Origin of the sequence: Botrimarina mediterranea (assembly GCF_007753265.1) — a bacterium.
Classification (GTDB): domain Bacteria; phylum Planctomycetota; class Planctomycetia; order Pirellulales; family Lacipirellulaceae; genus Botrimarina; species Botrimarina mediterranea.
In genome coordinates this window covers 2,183,221-2,199,856 of record NZ_CP036349.1, presented here as the reverse complement: position 1 = coordinate 2,199,856, position 16,636 = coordinate 2,183,221, and the positions used below count along the sequence as shown (strand labels likewise).

The window sequence follows — 16,636 nt, the reverse complement described above, 5'->3', positions numbered from 1 at the left end:
GGCAAATGAGAGCCGCCCGGCGCTGGTATTCGTCTTCACAAAGCCGTTGATTGGCCAGAATATTTAGGCGATTCCGTTGAAAATCGCCGTCGGCGCCGGATCAAAGCTCCGGCTCATCGGCAGGCGCGGGACGTCCGCCACCACGTCCTCCCCGGCCCCGCCCGCCTTCGCGGTCGCCACGACGGCCACCCCGATCTCCGCGATCGAAGCCGCCGCGGCCGCCGAACTGTGGCTGCTCGCTCATGTTGAAAGGCGTGCCGGTCATCTCCTCCAGCGTCGCCCGCTGCTCGCTGGTGAGGACTGTCAGCAGCTCTTCGCGGGCCTCGGCACGGGCAGCGGCCATCTTTTCCCGCATGGCGGCCTCAACCTCCCGAGCTTTCTCACGCATCTGCTGCTTCTGCTCGTCGGTCAGGCCGAGCTTGTCGGCCAGCGGGCCGTTCATCAGCGAGCGGGCGCCGCCGTTATTGATCTGCTGCTGGGTCTCGATCTGGCGGAGGCGGTCCATCTGCTGGGTGGTGAGGACTTCACCGAGCTTGGTCTCCACTTCCTTCCGCATCTCGTCGAAAGTGGCCCGCATGGCCTCGAAATCAGGCCGCCCGCCGCCGCGCCGACCGCCCATTTCCTCACGGATCTTGTCGCGCATCTCCTCTTCGATCGCTTGCAGTTTCTCGACTTGGTCGTCGACGAGTTCGAGCTCAGCCCGGACCTCGTCAGAACGGAGGAGCATCCCGATGCCGCCGCCGGGGCCGCCACCAGGACCGCCGAAACCACCCCGCCCACCGCCAAACCCGCCCGGCGGCTGGGCCGTCGCGGCGGTCGCCAGGGCAAACACCAGCGCCGCAGCCGGCGCAAAACGGGTCAAAACTCGTGAAACGTCCATGGTCGTCGTCATTCTCCAGAAAAGTCGGGGCACGGGTAACGTCTCGGCAGCCGCGACGCGGGGCTGACCGTCTCTAAGGTACTAAACCCCGGGGCCCAGCGATTGGCGCCGCTGAATCCCCGGTGTTTTCGCTCGAGGACCGTTTGAGCCGCGCCCGTTAGGTAGCGGAGTCGGAATGGGGAATTCCGCTTCCTGACGGGCGCGGTTCAAAGACACGACCGATCGTGAAAAACACCGGGGTTTTGCGGTCGGGATTGCGGTAAGGCCGCCCGACGCCGTAGTTTGCGCAAAACAGGCCGCCATCACTGTGCTGTGGACCACGCCCCATGGACCCCGTCTTGCCGACCGGCAGCGATCAGCTGATCACCAAGGAGAAAATCGCCCGCGACTGGCTCACCCGCTACACGGGCATGCCCCTCTCGGAGTTCGGCGACTACGTCCTGCTGACCAACTTCCGCGATTACGTCCGCCGCTTCGCCGACCGGTTCAGCTGCGAGGTCCGCGGCGAGGACCGCCCGATGCAGGCCGCCACCAATAGCGACGGGCTGACGATCATCAACTTCGGGATTGGGTCGCCCAACGCCGCCACCGTTATGGACCTGCTGACGGCCCACCGGCCAAAGGGGGTGCTCTTCCTGGGGAAATGCGGCGGGCTCAAGCACTCGACCGAGATCGGGCACTTCATCTTGCCGATCGGCGCCATCCGGGGCGAAGGAACCTCGGACGACTACATGGACCCCCTGGTGCCGGCCCTGCCCTCGTTCAAGCTCCACAAGTACGTCTCGCAGAAGCTCGTCGAGCGCGGCCTCGACTACCGCACCGGCGTCGTCTACACGACCAACCGCCGCGTCTGGGAGCACGACGAGAAGTTCCGCCAGCGGCTCCAGTCGTACACGCCGATCGGGATCGACATGGAGACGGCCACCCTGTTCATTGTCGGCCACGCCAACCAGATCGCCCGCGGGGCGTTGCTGCTGGTGTCGGACGTCCCGACGACCCCCGAGGGGGTCAAAACCACCGCCAGCGACGCCGCCGTCAGCCGCGACTGGGCCGTCACGCATCTCGAGCTAGGGATCGACGCCCTGACGGACATCGACGATCAGGGCGAGGAGATTAAGCACTTCCGGTACTGAGATCCCGCAGGTTTGCTGAGAAGGCCTCCTGGTTTGCCAAAAGGCCCGACCTGGTTGTGGAAAAACCGTAGCGACATGTTGGACGGCGGGGCTAGCACACGGCTATGATGCCCGGACCCTCGGGTGTGTCCCCCGCCGACCGGGGGCCCCGCCTTCCCCCCATCCGCGACGTCCACACGCCGAGCCCCCGCCCCCCGTGTTTGATCGCCGCCCAGCTGTTTGCCGTTCTGTCACTTGCCTCGCGCTTGCCGCGCTCGCCTCCGCCCTCACGGGCTGCGGCGATGGGAAGATCAAGACCTATCCTGCGACAGGGACCGTCACGGTTGGCGGCAAGCCCTACCCGGGCGCCAAGGTCATGCTCGTCCCGGTTGGCGGCAGCGAGTCCTTCCAGAAGGAACGCCCCTTTGGCATTACGGGCATGGACGGGCGATTCTCGATGAAGACCTTCGTCGATAGCGACGGCGCCCCCGCCGGGGATTACCAAGTGATGATCCGCACGGCCAAGCCCGACCCGCGTAAACCTGATCAAGCGGAATGGGGTCGGCGTCCGCCGATTGATTCAAAATATAGCAAGCCCGACACAAGCGGCCTTACCGCGACGGTTGAAGAGGGTGCGACCGAGATCCCCCCATTCGCACTCTAGAGGGTCGAGTTCTGACGGGCGACAACGCCCGCTCTCGCAACAGGCGACAATAAGCACAGGCGTTCAAGACCTCCATTCCCGATGCAGGGACCGCTCCTTATGCAATCCGCGATGAACCGCCGCACCGGATTTACTCTGGTCGAACTCCTAGTAGTGATCGCCATCATCGGCATTCTGGTGGCGCTATTGCTGCCTGCGGTGCAGTCGGCGCGCGAGGCAGCCCGGCGAATCCAGTGCACCAATCAATTCAAGCAGCTGGGGTTGGCGATCCTAAATTACGAGTCGAGTCAAAAAGAACTGCCACTCGCCTACACGCCCAACTACGTGCCGACGACCGGTCGAGTAAGGGTTGACGGATTGGATTGCGGTAGGGAGGAAGTCGGCGACTGCGACAACGCCTCGATCGGCGGACCACTGATTTGCCCGAATCGTAAGCGTCAGCACAATCTCATCTCGTTCATTCTCCCCTACTTCGAGCAGCAGGCGATCTACGACGAAATCGACTTCAACCGGCATTGGTTCGACAGCACCGGATACGCCCAAGGCACGGGCAATTTGAAGGCGTGCACCACCCCCATCGGTGAGTTGATTTGTCCATCGGCGCCAAGCGCTAGTGAGCGGGCCGGATTTCAAAAGGTTGTGGGCAACCTGGACGTGTACATCGGGGAAGCCACCAGTGACTACGCGGTCTGTGTAGACATCCTTCAGGATGCATTCTGCGAAAATGTCGACGCCAATTTAGTGAACTCGCGCGGGATCGAAGAGTTGCCGGGGCTGCTCCAAGACAGACCAACGAGTCTACGAAAAGTCACGGATGGACTTTCGAAGACGTTCATGCTCTTCGAAGACGCCGGCCGCCCGTTGCACTTCGTCAATGGAGCCCGCGACTTGGTCACTCCTGTGATCTCAAGAACCAATGGCGGCGGCGGTGGTGGTTGGGCGGACCCCGACTCGTACTTCGTCTGGGGCTTCTCATCGTCATGTGGCGCCACGACGGTGATGAACTGCAGCAACTGGGACGAGATCTACGCCTTCCACCCTGGCGGCGCAAACTTCCTGTACGGCGACGGTTCGGTCCACTTCCATGGCGAAGACCTCAACAACGAGCTGTTCGTAACGCTCTTCACCCGCGCCGCAGGCGATACTTCGAACGAATAGCTCGCTCTATGATCCGCTACTTGATTCTCACCCTGATCGTCTTTGTTTCGCCGGGCCTCGCCGACGACACCACCCCTCTCCGCATCGTCACCTTCAACGCCGAGATCCTCACCGCTCCCGGCGTCCGCGCGGGGCAGTTGCAGAAGTTTCGCTTCGACTTCGCGCGCAAGGGTCACCTCGAGCGCGTCGCCGACGTGATCGAGACCCTCTCGCCCGATGTGCTAAATTTCGTCGAGGTCACTAGCCGTGAGGCCGTCGACCAAGTCGTCGATATCCTTCACGAGAAAGGGATGAAGGATTACCGCGGCTACCACGTCGAATCGAACGATGGCTTCAGCGGTATGGATGTCGGCGTGATCTCGCGATTCCCGCTCGACGAGATTGATGGCGAGGAGATCCGTACGATCTACTCGCCGAAGGGGGACCCGACCTGGAGCCAGGCGTTCTCGTTCACCGAGCGCGGCGAGAAACGCAACGGCGGCACGTCCCTCTCCCGTAACTCGATGTACTTCGCGACGGTGAACGGCTGGAAGCTCGGCTTCTTCGGCCTGCACCTGAAGTCGAATCCCGACGACGCCTACTCCAACGGCAAGCGTGGCGCCGAGGCCGAGCTCGTCGGTCGAGCGATCCGCGGCGAGATCGTCCCCCGTGGCTACCTGCCTATCGTGCTGGGCGACCTCAACGACTACGACCCCGACGTCCCCGACCGCGACGACACCCGCGACACCAAGACGGACGTCATCAAACGGATCAAGGACTACGACACGAAGAAGCCCGGCGACGAACTGGTAAACGCGGCCCAATGGATCCCCCGCAAGACGGACCGCTACACATCGCACTGGGATTGGAACGAGAACGGCGCCGCCGACGGAGACGACGTCTACACGATGATCGACCACGTGCTGCTGCCGAAGGAGCTCGCCCCGCACGTCCGGCGCGTCTTCATCAGCCATGTCGTCGGCCTCGACACCTCGGACCACTTCCCGATCGTGGTCGATCTCGCCCTCCCTCCGAAGTAGTGCCCGCCGCTCCTTGAAGAATGGGACACGGATCTAACGGGGTTTAATGGATTGACGCGGATGACGACGAAAGCCCTTCTCTTTTTCCATCCTCGCCAATCCCGTCAATCCACGTAAATCCGCGTCCTATTCTTTGTCGCCGGTTCTATTTATCATCCGGCCATGACCAACGTCGTATCGCTGATTGACCACGCCGTCCTGCACCCGACGCAGACATCCGCCGATGTCCGCAGCGCGTGCGAGATGGCCGTCCGGCTGGGGATCGCCAGCGTTTGCGTGAAGCCTTCGTACGTCGCGCTGACGACGGAGCTGCTCGCCGGCTCCAACGTGCTGCCCAGCACCGTGATCGGCTTCCCCCACGGCGGCGCGAGCCGCGCCGCGAAGGTCGCCGAGACTCTCCGCGCGTGCGAGCAGGGGGCGAAAGAAGTCGACATGGTCGTCAACATCGGCCGCGCGTTGGAGGGCGACTGGGGCTACGTCGGCGACGACATCGCCTCGGTCGCTGCCGCCGCCAAGCAAAATGGCGCGATCACTAAGGTGATCTTCGAGACCGGCCTGATGCCGTCCGACGAGCACAAGCGGAAGCTCTGCGAGTTAAGCGAAGCCGCCGGCGCCGCGTTCGTGAAGACTTCGACCGGATTCGGCTTTGTCAAAGACGCCGCGGGCGCCCTGGTCTCGACCGGCGCGACGGTTGAAGACATCACGCTGATGCGCGCCACGTGCAGCCCCGCCGTGCAAGTCAAAGCGTCCGGCGGCATCCGCAGCTACGAAGACGCGCTTCGCATGGTCGAAGCCGGCGCCACGCGCCTCGGCACCAGCGCCACCGAAGCGATCGCCAAAGGCGCCTCCGGCGACTCTTACTGAACAGGAATGACGAAGCCCGAATGACGAGTGACGAATGACGAAGCCTGTCGCCTGCGTTCGTCATTCGTCATTCGGGCTTCGTCATTAGCGCACCTACCAACTCCACAGTACGGTTAACGACACCCTCGCCCTATGCTGCATTTGTACGAACAGATCCAAGAGGCCGTCGCCAAGATTCACTCCGTGTGGGACAAGAAGCCCCACGCCGGCATCATCCTCGGCACGGGCCTCGGCAATTTCGCTGAGAAAATCACCGTCGAGGCGACGCTCGACTACGGCGACATCCCCCATTTCCCCGTCTCGACCGCCACGAGCCACCGCGGGCGTTTCGTGTTCGGCACGCTCAGGGGCCTGCCGGTGATGGTCATGGAGGGGCGGTTCCACGCTTACGAGGGCTACCCGATCAGCCAGATTACGCTGCCGGTGCGGGTGATGAAGGCCCTCGGCGCCGAGCTGCTCGTCGTATCGCAGGCCGTGGGGGGAATGAATCCCTACTACAAGCCCGGCGACGTGATGCTGATCGATGATCACATCAACCTGCTCGGCGACAACCCGCTGGTCGGCGTCAACGACGACCGCCTCGGCCCGCGTTTCCCCGACATGTCCCAGCCGTACGACTTCGAGCTGCTGGCCGAAGGCCAAGCGATCGCGCGGCGCGGCGACTTCGTCGTGCATCGCGGCGTCAGTGTCGCGGTATTGGGCCCTTGCCTCGAAACGCGCGCCGAGTACCGCTTCCTCCGCAACATCGGCGCCGACGTGGTCGGCATGTCCACCGTCCCGGAAGTCATTACCGCGATCCACTGCGGCCTGCGTGTCTTCGGCATGGCAGTGGTGACCGACATGTGCCTCCCCGACGCGCTCGAGCCAGCCGTCGTCGAAGAAATCATCCGCATCGCCAACTCCGCCGAGCCCAAACTGCGGGCGCTGGTGGAGGGGATCCTCGATTACGAAGCAAAGAAGAAGGGCTGAAGACTCATCGCCTAAATGTAGGAGGCGTCTCCAGACGCCGATTACGATCACTTGGCCGGATACGGCGTGGTGCGCGTAATCGGCGTCTGGAGACGCCTCCTACACGACTGGGGCTCTGTGGTTAACAAAGGAACCAAGTGGAAGGACTAGCCGATCAGATCGACGCCGCGGCTGACGCGATCTGTAGTGCCGCTCGCGGCTTAGCGGCAAAAGTCGGCGTCATCCTCGGCTCGGGACTCGGCGCGCTGGCCGATCGCATCGACGACGCCACCGCGATCCCCTACGCGGACCTGCCTCACTTCCCGCGCTCGACCGCAGCGGGACATGCCGGAAAGCTGATCGTCGGCACGCTTCGCGACACGGGACGGCAAGTTGTCGCGCTACAGGGGCGTTTCCACCTCTACGAAGGTTGGACCGCGCAGCAGGCCGCCTTCCCGGTGTGGGTGCTGAAGCGGCTCGGTATTGAAACGCTCGTCGTCTCCAACGCCGCCGGCGGGCTCAACCCGTCCTACGAAGTCGGCGACGTGATGTTGATCGACGATCACATCAACTTCATGTTCAAGAACCCGCTGACGGGCGTGAACGACGATCGCCTCGGGCCAAGGTTCCCGGACATGTCGGCGCCGTACGACCGCGCACTGATCGAATTGGCCGAGTCCGTGGCGCGGCGTGCTGGCTTCTTCTGCCCGCGGGGCGTTTACGTCGGCATGCTCGGCCCGACCTACGAGACTCGGGCCGAGTACCGCATGGCCCGCCGCCTCGGCGGCGACGCGGCCGGCATGTCCACCGTCCCCGAGGTGATCGCCGCCCAGCACTGCGGCGTCCGAGTCCTCGGCCTCTCCACAATCACCAACGCCTGCTCCCCCGACCAACTCAGCGAAACGTCGCACGAAGAAGTCGTAACCGCCGCCGCCTCAGCTGGCAAAAAACTCCGAGCGATCGTCGAAGCCGTCGTTCTGCTTAAGTGAACCACAAAGGAACAAAGGAACCAAGAAGGACGGTAGGTGGGTAGTCCGATAGACCGTTAGAGTTGTTCGGCAAGCTCTTTCCTATCGGTCTACCAGACTATCGGACTAACCACTTCCTTTATTCCTTCATTCCTTTGTGGTTAACAAAATCTGTGTTCATCCCCGTCCATCTGTGGTTCCCTCTGAATGAACGTCGCTCAGTTGATCGCCAAGAAGCGTGACGGCGCCGAGCTTTCGCGCGACGAGATCGGCGGCCTGATCGCCGCTTACGCCGCCGACGAGTTGCCCGATTACCAAATGGCCGCGTGGGCGATGGCCGTCTTCATCCGCGGCATGACGACGGCCGAGATCGCGGCGCTCACCGAGGCGATGCTCGACTCGGGCGCGAAGTTCGCCGGCTCGCCCGCTGGTGGACCGCCGAACGCCGATAAGCACTCGTCGGGCGGCATCGGCGACAAGGTCTCGATCCCGCTGGCGCCGGCGCTGGCGTGCTGCGGAGTACGGGTGCCGATGATCAGCGGCCGCGGCCTCGGCGCCACGGGTGGGACGCTCGACAAGCTCGAATCGATCCCCGGCTATCGCGTCGATTACGACCTCGAGGACGCGCAGCGTTTGGCCGACGAAGTGGGCTGCGTCATCGTCAGCGCGTCGCCGCGGCTCGTGCCGGCCGACCGCAAGCTCTACGCGCTGCGTGACGTGACGGGGACCGTGCCGTCGATCGCGCTGATCACCGCGAGCATCATGAGCAAGAAGCTCGCCGAAGGGCTCGACGCCCTGGTGCTCGACGTGAAGTGCGGCAGCGGCGCTTTCATGAAGACGCTCGACGACGCCCGCGGCCTGGCGCGGTCGCTTGTGGACACCGGCAAACGGATGGGCGTCGCCACCGCCGCGTTGATCACCGACATGAACCAGCCGCTCGGCCGCCTGGCGGGCAACGCCGTCGAGATCGACGAGTCGGTCGCGTGCCTCGAAGGGGGCGGTCCTGCCGACCTTCGCGAACTTGTCATCGCTCAAGGCGCCGAGGCGCTGGTGCTCGCCAAAGTCGCGTCCTCAACGGAAGAGGGACGCGCGGGAATCGCCAAATCGCTCGATGACGGCTCGGCGCGCGAGAAGCTCGCGCAAATGGTGCGGGCCCAAGGCGGCGACCTCGACGCCCCACGGCCGCGCGCGGCGGAGCAGATAGTGAAAGCAGATCGCGGTGGTTACGTCACGGCGATCGACACCGAGGCTCTTGGGTACGCGATCATCGAACTCGGCGGCGGACGCAAGCAGAAAGAGGACGAGCTCGACTACTCGGTCGGCCTGGAGATGCTCGTACGGCTCGGCGACCGCGTCGAAGCGGGCCAGCCGCTAGTCAAGCTCTTCGCTAACGCCAAGGGCCGCGACGCAGCTAGCGCGATGACAACTGGCGCCATCACGCTGTCGGATGAGCCACGAGAAGCTCCGCCGCTGATTGTTGAACGCGTTGACTAACCTTCCCCCGAAGCGATGACGCGATGGCTGAACCGACTCAAGATCAGATCGACGAGCTCGTCGCCGTCGCGATCGCAGTTCGGGGAATGGCGTACGCCCCGTTCTCGAAGTTCTACGTCGGCGCCGCGATCCTCGACAACGAGGGCCGCGTCTTCAGCGGCGTCAACGTCGAGAACAGCTCGTACGGCCTGACGATCTGCGCCGAACGCACCGCCGCCGGAACCGCGATCACGGCCGGCGCCAAGGAGTTCGTCGCCGTCGCCGTCGCAACCCCCGGCGCCGCGGCGCCGTGCGGGGCTTGCCGCCAATTCCTGTACGAGTTCGGCCCGCGATGCACGGTGCTGCTGGTGGACAGCGAGACGGGCGCAGTGAAACACACCGCAACGCTCGATGAGTTCCTGCCGAGTGGGTTTCGTTTGAGCAGTTGATGCCGAGCCGCGACCGTCAGGGAGCGACCATCGACGTTGCTACTCTCTTGGTCGCTCCCTGACGGTCGCGGCTCGGCGATTACCAAACAAAAAACCGCGGGCCGTCACTTTGACGGCCCGCGGTGGTTTCACTCCGATTGCCAACTCTTTTCCCGCGTCTCTCAACCAACCCCCATCATTTGATCAGACGATCGCTTAATCAGACGCTGGATCAGAACGTGAAGATCGCGTCCATGCCGAACTTAGCGCTGTTGAACTCTTCGGCGTCCGCGAAGCCGACGTTGTTGGCGGCGGCGTCGCTGGCGGTCCAGTCGTAGCGGATCTCGGGGCGGATCACGACGTTGGCGTGCGGGCGGTAGTTGAGGCCGTAGGTCATCTCTTGGTACGAGAAGCCGTCGGTCTTCCACCACTCGAGCCGGGCGCCAACGGCCCAGCAGTCGTTCATCGTGTAGAACAGGTACTGGTTGATGCCGACCTGATCGTTCGCCGTCACGTTGCCGTTCTGGTCGTCGATGTCCACCAGGTCCGACTGCAGGACGTAGTTCAGGTCGTCGGTCAGGGCGAAGTCCACCACCACCGAGTGGCTGTAGCCGTCACCACCCGCCGAACGCTTGCCGAAGTTGCCGGCGGTCAGCATGTAGGTGAAGGTGATGTCGTCGGTGAGGCCGGTGCTGAAACCACCGAGGAAGTTGCTGCCGTCGTTGAAGCTGTCGAAGCCCGTGTCCCAGCCCGCGGTCCAACCGCCGTACAGCGTGACGTCGTCGAAACCGTTGTAGGTCGCGATGGCGCCGGTGTGCGTGAACGGCTCGCTGTTGAACATCGTGAACGCGTGGCTGTAGAAGAAGTTATCCGGGGCGGTAACGACTTCGTAACCGATCAGCGTGAAGAAGTGGCCGACCTTCACCGACCAATCGCCCCAGGCGACTTCGCCGTACAGCTGCGGCATGGCCCAGCCGTAGCCGGCGCCCTCGTCCCAGCCGTTCTGGAAGTCCCACGAGCCGGCCGGGTTGCCGAACGACTGGGTCTTCACCGCGTCGGTGCCGTACATCAGGTCGGCGCGGAAGCCCCAGTCGACGCCGCAGCAAGGCGCCTCGGCGACCTTCTCGGCGTAGAACCACTGCTGGTGCAGGTTCAGGCGGCCGGGGTGGTCGTTGAACGCGAAGGCGTCGTTGTCGTCACGCGAGAAGCGGGTGTTCTGCGTGTGGAAACCGATCTGGGTCCAACCGCCGAACGTAATCGGGCTGCAGCCGCACGGGTCGAGGTAACCCTGGAGCGTCCAGGGGTCGCCCAGGCAGCAGTCGCCCAACAGGCCGCACGTCGAGCCGCAACCGCAGGCGTCGCCGCAGCAAGACTCGAGGCCGCAAGAGGGCTCCGCGGCGCAATTAGGCTCGACCGCACAGTTGGGTTCGGCCGTGCAGCTCGGCTCGTAGCCGCTGCTCGGCGCAATGTTGTACGCCACATCGCTCGTCACGGCGGGATTCGGCGGCGTGACCGACGGCAGCGTATCGACCGGCTGGTTGTAGTAAGTTTCGTACTGCAGCGGGGCGGGGGCGACCGAGGCCGGTTGGGCGACTTGGTCGGCCGCCGCATACCCGGCGACGGCAAACGCCGTCAGCCCGGCAAGGGCGTGACGCTTCATAGGACTCGCAGCTCCAGGAGCGGGTGGGCGGGGGCTAGCTGCCAAGAGAGGGAATCGGGCGCAGACCACCGCAAGGCCTGCGTCGCTAGCTAGCACAGATATCGCCAAGCAGCGGGCCACGGATGAACCGAGAAGCGGAGTCGCCTGCTAGAAATGCTGGCGCCGCGTTAGACCTTGCCGGAGCGCGAAGGGCTAACGGTTGGGCAAAAAATGTGGGAGGGGTCTCCAGACCCCGATTACGCGCACCATGCCGTTAAAGCATGGACACCGTAATCGGGGTCTGGAGACCCCTCCCACAATTTGACCTCACCAACGCGTCTACGCCGTGGCGTTGAGCACGTCGGCGAAGAGGGCATCGACGAACTCGTCGGGGTTGAACGGCGCCAAGTCTTCGTGGCTCTCGCCGAGGCCGACGTACTTCACCGGCAGTCCCATCTGTTGGCGGATCGAGACGACGACGCCCCCCTTCGCGGTGCCGTCGAGCTTCGCCAAGACAATGCCCGTGCATCCCGCCGCCTCGGCGAACTTGCTCGCTTGGCTAATGCCGTTCTGGCCCGTCGTGGCGTCGAGCACCAGCAGCACCTCGTGCGGCGCGCCGGGGAGGGCCTTGGCGAGCGCCGCGCGGATCTTCGTCAGCTCGGCCATGAGGTTCGACTGCGTCTGCAACCGGCCGGCTGTGTCGATGATCGCCACGTCGATCTCTTCGCCGAGCGCCTTCTCGACGGTCTGATAGCCAACCGTCGCCGGGTGGGTGCCGCTCGGGGCGGTGACGATGCCGGCGCCGAGACGCTCGGCCCAGATCGTCAGCTGCTGCACGGCCGCCGCGCGGAACGTGTCGCCAGCGCCGAGCAGCACGCTCTTGCCGTCCCGCTTGAATTGGCTGGCGAGCTTGGCGATCGAGGTTGTCTTCCCCGCGCCGTTGACGCCGCAGACCATCACGACCGTCGGGCCACTCGTGGCGAACTCGATCGGCGATGCGGGCTGGTGCATCAGCTCTTTGAGCTTCGCCTTGAGGACCTCGACGACCTCTTCGAGTTGCACGACACGGCCGCGGAGCTGTTTGCCGATCTCGGCGACGAGGGCCTCGGTCGAGTCGTAGCCCATATCGGTTCGGAAGAGGATGCCGCGGATCTCCTCCAAGAACCCCTCGTCGATCAGCCGCCCCTCGCTCTTGAAGAGGTCGCGGATGTCCGTGTTGAGGACGGCGCCCGTCTTTTTGAGACCGGCTTTGATGCGGCTGAAAAAGCCCATGTGGAGGGGGTGAGGCTTGAGGCGACAGGCTTGAGGACGCGCACCGATGGCGAAGCCCTCGATTGTCTTGCCTCAGGCCTCAAGTCTCAAGCCTCAGGCCTTCCCCTCAGCCTCAACCGACTTAAGTCGGTCCAAGATCCCGTTCACAAAGCCGCCCGACTGGGCGCTGCCGTAACGCTTTGCTAGCTCGATCGCCTCGTTCACGGCGACAGCGAACGGCGTCTCGCCGTGAATCACCTCGTAAGCGGCGATCCGCAGGATGTTGCGTTCGGCGCCCGCCATCCGCTTGAGGCTCCAGTTCTGGGCGATCTGGCCGAGCCGCTCGTCGAGGGCCTCGCGGTTCTGCCGGACACCGAGCACCAGCCGCAGGGCAAAGTCCTCGCCGTCCTGGTTGTTGAGCCGGCCGTGGAGGAACTCGGTCAGCTCGGCGGCCGTGCCGCGCGGGTTCACGTCGTCCTCGAAGAGGATCTGGAGGGCGACTTCACGGGCGCGGCGGCGTAGGGACATCAGCGTGGGGGCAGCGGTTTTCGGAGCGGCGGCTTAGTCTTCCATGATAACCGCGGGGGAGCGGAGAACGCCAAGGGGCGGGGGCGCGATGCTGCTCAATGGCTTGCATTTCCCGCGAATCGCCGAATCGGACTTTGTCCACCGGCAGCGCAAACGTCCGCTAGAACGCATCCTCGGCGATCTGGCGCGGGTCTGGCGCGGTCCGACGCAGGCGAGCCGTCAGCGTGAGCGCCCGGAGTGCGTCGGGGGTCACGGCTGGCCAGGGGGGTACCCGCTTCACTCCGGTCGCTGACGCTCCCGGCGAACCGGCAACTACGACGTGGGCAGCGCCTTGAGGATCGCCGCCATCCGCAAAGCGGCTTCGGCGCACTCGACGCCCTTGTTGCCCACGGCGCCGCCGGCGCGGCTGAGGGCTTGCTCCATCGTGTCGCACATCAGCACGCCGAACAACACCGGCAGCGAGTGCTCGGTGGCGATCCGCATCAGGGCTTCGGTGACGCCGTGGTTGATCCAGTGGTCATGGGCCGTCTCGCCCTTGATGACCGCGCCGAGGGTCACGATCCCCGCATAGCGGCACGTGTCGGCGAGCCGCTGCACAACGACAGGGATCTCCCAAGCGCCCGGCACCCAAACGACATCGACCCCCTCTTCCGCAACGCCCGCTTCCTTAAAGCTCGCGACGGCGCCGTCGGCGAGCTTGGCGGTGACGGCCTTGTTCCACTCCGAGACGACGACCGCATAGCGGGCGTTCTTGGCGGCGTCAGCGGCGGGTTCAATCACGTTCGGCATCGGGTCGCAGACTCACTCGTTGGGGCTGTTTAGGGAACCACGACGACACAAAGAGCACAAAGGACGGTGAAAGGAAAGAGCCCACGAATTCCACGAATTATCACGAATCCGTTGCATAAGATTCGAGTCAATTCGTTTGATTCGTGGGCTCTTTGTTCTTCGTGTCCTTCGTGTCTTTGTGGTTCTCTTCTAGTCCTTCAATGACATCAAGAACTCCGCGTTCGACTTCGTCTTCCCCAGACGCGTTGTCAGCAGGTCCATCGCTTCGGGGGCGTTCATCTCCGAAAGGACGCGGCGGAGGACGTTGACACGGCGGTGCTCTTCGGGGTCCATCAGCATCTCTTCGCGGCGCGTGCCGCTGCGGTCGATGTCGATGGCGGGCCAGATCCGCTTATCCACGAGCTTGCGGTCGAGGAAGATCTCTTGGTTGCCGGTGCCTTTGAACTCTTCGAAGATCACCTCGTCCATGCGGCTGCCGGTCTCAATCAATGCCGTAGCGATGATCGTTAGCGAGCCGCCCTCTTCGACCTTGCGGGCCGAGCCGAAGAAGCGCTTGGGGCGCTGCATCGCGTTGGCGTCGAGGCCGCCGGAGAGGACCTTGCCGCTCGGCGGGCACTCGGAGTTCCACGCCCGCGCGAGCCGCGTCACCGAATCGAGGAAGATCACGACGTCGCGGCCGTACTCGACCATCCGCTTGGCCTTCTCGATAACCATCTCTGAGACCTGCACGTGGCGGGACGGCGGCTCGTCGAAGGTGCTGGAGATGACTTCGCAGTTGGGGCCTTTGACCTCGCGCTCCATGTCGGTGACCTCTTCGGGCCGCTCGTCGATGAGGAGCATCATCACATAGGCGTCCGGGTAGTTCTTCAGGACGCTGCGGGCCATCTTCTGCATCAGGATCGTCTTGCCGGCGCGCGGCGGGCTGACGATCAGGCCACGCTGGCCGAAGCCAATCGGCACGATCAGGTCGATGACCCGCATCGCGACCTCTTCGGGCGTCGTCTCCATGGCGATCCGCACGTCGGGGTGAACCGCCGTCAGATCGTCGTAGGGGATCTTCTTCGTGAGCTTGTTCGGGTCCTCGCCGTTGATCGACTCGACACGGAGCAGCGCGAAGTAACGCTCGTTCTCCTTCGGCGGCCGGATCGTGCCGGAGACCGTGTTGCCGTTGCGGAGGTTGAAACGGCGGATCTGGCTCGGCGAGACGTAGATGTCGTCCGGGCAAGAGAGGTAGTGATAGTCGGGGCTGCGGAGGAAGCCGAAGCCGTCCGGCAGGATCTCGAGCGTCCCCTGCCCCACCATCATCCCCTGGAGCTTCACGCGCTCTTTGAGGATGCGGAAGATCAGGTCCTGCTTCTTGAGGCCGGCCGTGTTCTCGACGCCTTCGCTCTCGGCGATCTCCAGCAACTCTTGCGTGGAGAGCTGTTGCAGCTCGGCGATGTGGATGTTCTGGTCGGGCTCGGTCGCCTTGGCGATCGCGCCGCCGCTACGCCGGACACGCTCGGCCGCCTTGTCGAGCTCTTCGGCGATCGACAGGGGCTCTTCGTTGTCGAGTTGGCGGAGCAGTTCCTTGTCGATCTGCTCGCTCGGGGCGCCGTGCCGCGCGGGGCGACGCAGGTGGGGGCCGCCGGTGCCGGACGGGCCGCCGCCGCGGTTGCGCATACCGCGTAGTGGTCCACGGCCCGACGACGTTGTGCCGCCGGACTCGTAGTCGGATTCTTGATCGGGAGCGTTATCGGCCATGATGAGGGCTCCAGTCGCCGCGCAGTCGTCCTAGATCGACGGTTCTACCTACCGGGAGGCAGGAAAAGAGCTGCACGGGGACATCGGGAAGGTCCAGCAGACGGGCCAGGGCGAACGCCGAGGGCCAGCCGAGCCGGAGAGGTCGAGGTGGGATGTAGGAGTAGGAATGGTTCGCCACACGGGCGGGCAGGACCACCGAAACGAAGCGGGTCGCGTCAGTGGGAGCAGCGGGGGTCACACCCCAGCGGCCATCGCGGTGGGCGAAGGCCTGTCGCGGGGCGTCCGGGCGGCAAGCGAGAACCGTCCGCCGACCGGACCGTCTCAGTATGCCAAACCCGTGCTGCCGTTGGTAGCGAAATCGGCGCTCGAAGAGTCCGATTTGAGGGAAAACGCAATCGCCCGGTTTGGTAGGGCTGGGTTAACCCTGGGCCTCACCGGTAACCCAAGTCCGCCAGACCCGCTCCACCGCCTCCCGGGCGGCGGTTTCGCTATCCCCCGGGATGATCTCGTCAGCGGCCGCCCGCTTCTCCTCGATCGGCATCTGCGACGCTTCCCGACGGGCCAGTTCCTCCGCCGACCAGCCCCGCACGGCGGCCCGCTGCCGGCGAATCTCCAGCGGCGTCTCGACAAACAGAACCGCGTCGCACTCGTCGGCCCAACCGGCTTCGAACAGCAACGGGATGTCGAGCACCGCGACCGCGACGCCGCGCTGCGCCGCATTGGCAAGCTCCGCCTTCAGCCGCTCGCGGACCCGCGGGTGGACGAGCCCCTCCAAGAACCGCCGCTCGGCGATCGCTTCGGGGCTATCGCCAAAGACCTGCTTGGCGACCTCACTACGCCGCAGGGCGCCATCCTCCGCCAAGATCGAGTCGCCCCAACGCTCAACCAGCGCCTCAAGGACCGCCCGCTCACCAAGCACGGCGTGTGCGTGGCGATCAGCGTCGAGCACAACGGCGCCGCGCTCGGCAAGCAGCCCGCCGGCGAACGACTTCCCGCTGGCGACGCCGCCGGTGAGGCCGAGGATGATCATGCCCGCGCTTTATTCAAAGAAAGTGAACCACAAAGGAACGAAGGAACAAAGGACGTTATAAGAGCCCACGAATCACACGAATAAGAAAGCTAAGTGATGATTCGTGTGATTCGTGGGCAATTGCTTCCTTCGTTCCTTAGTT

At 64.4% G+C, this 16,636-nt stretch carries 16 protein-coding genes; 9 read left to right on the top strand and 7 right to left on the bottom strand.

The window, feature by feature from the left end; genetic code table 11:
• Positions 1-100 precede the first annotated feature (100 nt).
• On the bottom strand, positions 101-880 hold the full coding sequence (locus Spa11_RS08835; protein WP_145110926.1) for a hypothetical protein: 780 nt from the start codon (positions 878-880) through the stop codon (positions 101-103).
• 326 nt (positions 881-1,206) lie between these two features.
• Here Spa11_RS08835 and Spa11_RS08830 point away from each other — a divergent pair, with 326 nt between their 5' ends.
• From Spa11_RS08830 to cdd, 9 genes are all read left to right on the top strand, one after another.
• Positions 1,207-2,013, top strand: coding sequence for an AMP nucleosidase (locus Spa11_RS08830; protein ID WP_197529849.1), 807 nt, complete (start codon positions 1,207-1,209; stop codon positions 2,011-2,013).
• Between the two features lie 196 nt (positions 2,014-2,209).
• Positions 2,210-2,656 carry a DUF4198 domain-containing protein gene (locus Spa11_RS08825; protein WP_145110923.1) on the top strand — a complete coding sequence of 149 codons (447 nt, stop codon included), beginning with the start codon at positions 2,210-2,212 and terminating at the stop codon, positions 2,654-2,656.
• A gap of 111 nt (positions 2,657-2,767) precedes the next feature.
• Positions 2,768-3,814, top strand: coding sequence for a DUF1559 family PulG-like putative transporter (locus Spa11_RS08820; protein WP_145110920.1), 1,047 nt, complete (start codon positions 2,768-2,770; stop codon positions 3,812-3,814).
• Positions 3,815-3,822: 8 nt separating this feature from the next.
• Entirely contained in the window at positions 3,823-4,833 is a 1,011-nt protein-coding gene (locus tag Spa11_RS08815; RefSeq protein WP_197529848.1) for an endonuclease/exonuclease/phosphatase family protein, read from the top strand.
• Positions 4,834-4,995: 162 nt separating this feature from the next.
• The gene (deoC, locus tag Spa11_RS08810; protein WP_145110914.1) at positions 4,996-5,697 is read left to right on the top strand and encodes a deoxyribose-phosphate aldolase; all 702 of its coding nucleotides are present in this window, start codon (positions 4,996-4,998) and stop codon (positions 5,695-5,697) included.
• 132 nt (positions 5,698-5,829) lie between these two features.
• Positions 5,830-6,666, top strand: a complete 837-nt coding sequence (locus Spa11_RS08805) for a purine-nucleoside phosphorylase (RefSeq protein ID WP_145110911.1) — start codon at positions 5,830-5,832, stop codon at positions 6,664-6,666.
• 137 nt (positions 6,667-6,803) lie between these two features.
• Positions 6,804-7,634, top strand: coding sequence for a purine-nucleoside phosphorylase (locus tag Spa11_RS08800; protein WP_145110908.1), 831 nt, complete (start codon positions 6,804-6,806; stop codon positions 7,632-7,634).
• A gap of 186 nt (positions 7,635-7,820) precedes the next feature.
• Positions 7,821-9,107: a thymidine phosphorylase gene (locus Spa11_RS08795; RefSeq protein ID WP_145110904.1), complete on the top strand. Its 1,287-nt coding sequence runs from the start codon at positions 7,821-7,823 to the stop codon at positions 9,105-9,107.
• Between the two features lie 23 nt (positions 9,108-9,130).
• On the top strand, positions 9,131-9,535 hold the full coding sequence (gene cdd / locus Spa11_RS08790; protein ID WP_145110901.1) for a cytidine deaminase: 405 nt from the start codon (positions 9,131-9,133) through the stop codon (positions 9,533-9,535).
• Between the two features lie 211 nt (positions 9,536-9,746).
• Here the strand turns inward: cdd and Spa11_RS08785 are convergent, their stop codons facing one another.
• The 6 genes from Spa11_RS08785 to coaE form a co-directional block, all read right to left on the bottom strand.
• A complete protein-coding gene (locus Spa11_RS08785; RefSeq protein ID WP_145110899.1) occupies positions 9,747-11,174 on the bottom strand; it encodes a porin in 1,428 nt (475 codons plus the stop codon).
• A gap of 318 nt (positions 11,175-11,492) precedes the next feature.
• Complete coding sequence (gene ftsY, locus Spa11_RS08780) at positions 11,493-12,425, bottom strand: signal recognition particle-docking protein FtsY (protein WP_145110896.1); 933 nt, start codon at positions 12,423-12,425, stop codon at positions 11,493-11,495.
• Between the two features lie 93 nt (positions 12,426-12,518).
• Positions 12,519-12,932, bottom strand: coding sequence for a transcription antitermination factor NusB (gene nusB / locus Spa11_RS08775; protein ID WP_145110893.1), 414 nt, complete (start codon positions 12,930-12,932; stop codon positions 12,519-12,521).
• A 312-nt stretch (positions 12,933-13,244) separates the two neighbouring features.
• Positions 13,245-13,721 carry a 6,7-dimethyl-8-ribityllumazine synthase gene (gene ribH / locus Spa11_RS08770; RefSeq protein ID WP_145110890.1) on the bottom strand — a complete coding sequence of 159 codons (477 nt, stop codon included), beginning with the start codon at positions 13,719-13,721 and terminating at the stop codon, positions 13,245-13,247.
• Between the two features lie 189 nt (positions 13,722-13,910).
• Entirely contained in the window at positions 13,911-15,464 is a 1,554-nt protein-coding gene (gene rho, locus Spa11_RS08765) for a transcription termination factor Rho (RefSeq protein WP_145110886.1), read from the bottom strand.
• Positions 15,465-15,882: 418 nt separating this feature from the next.
• Positions 15,883-16,494 (bottom strand): dephospho-CoA kinase, encoded by a 612-nt coding sequence (gene coaE, locus Spa11_RS08760; protein ID WP_145110883.1) that lies wholly within the window; start codon positions 16,492-16,494, stop codon positions 15,883-15,885.
• Between the last annotated feature and the right edge of the window lie 142 nt (positions 16,495-16,636).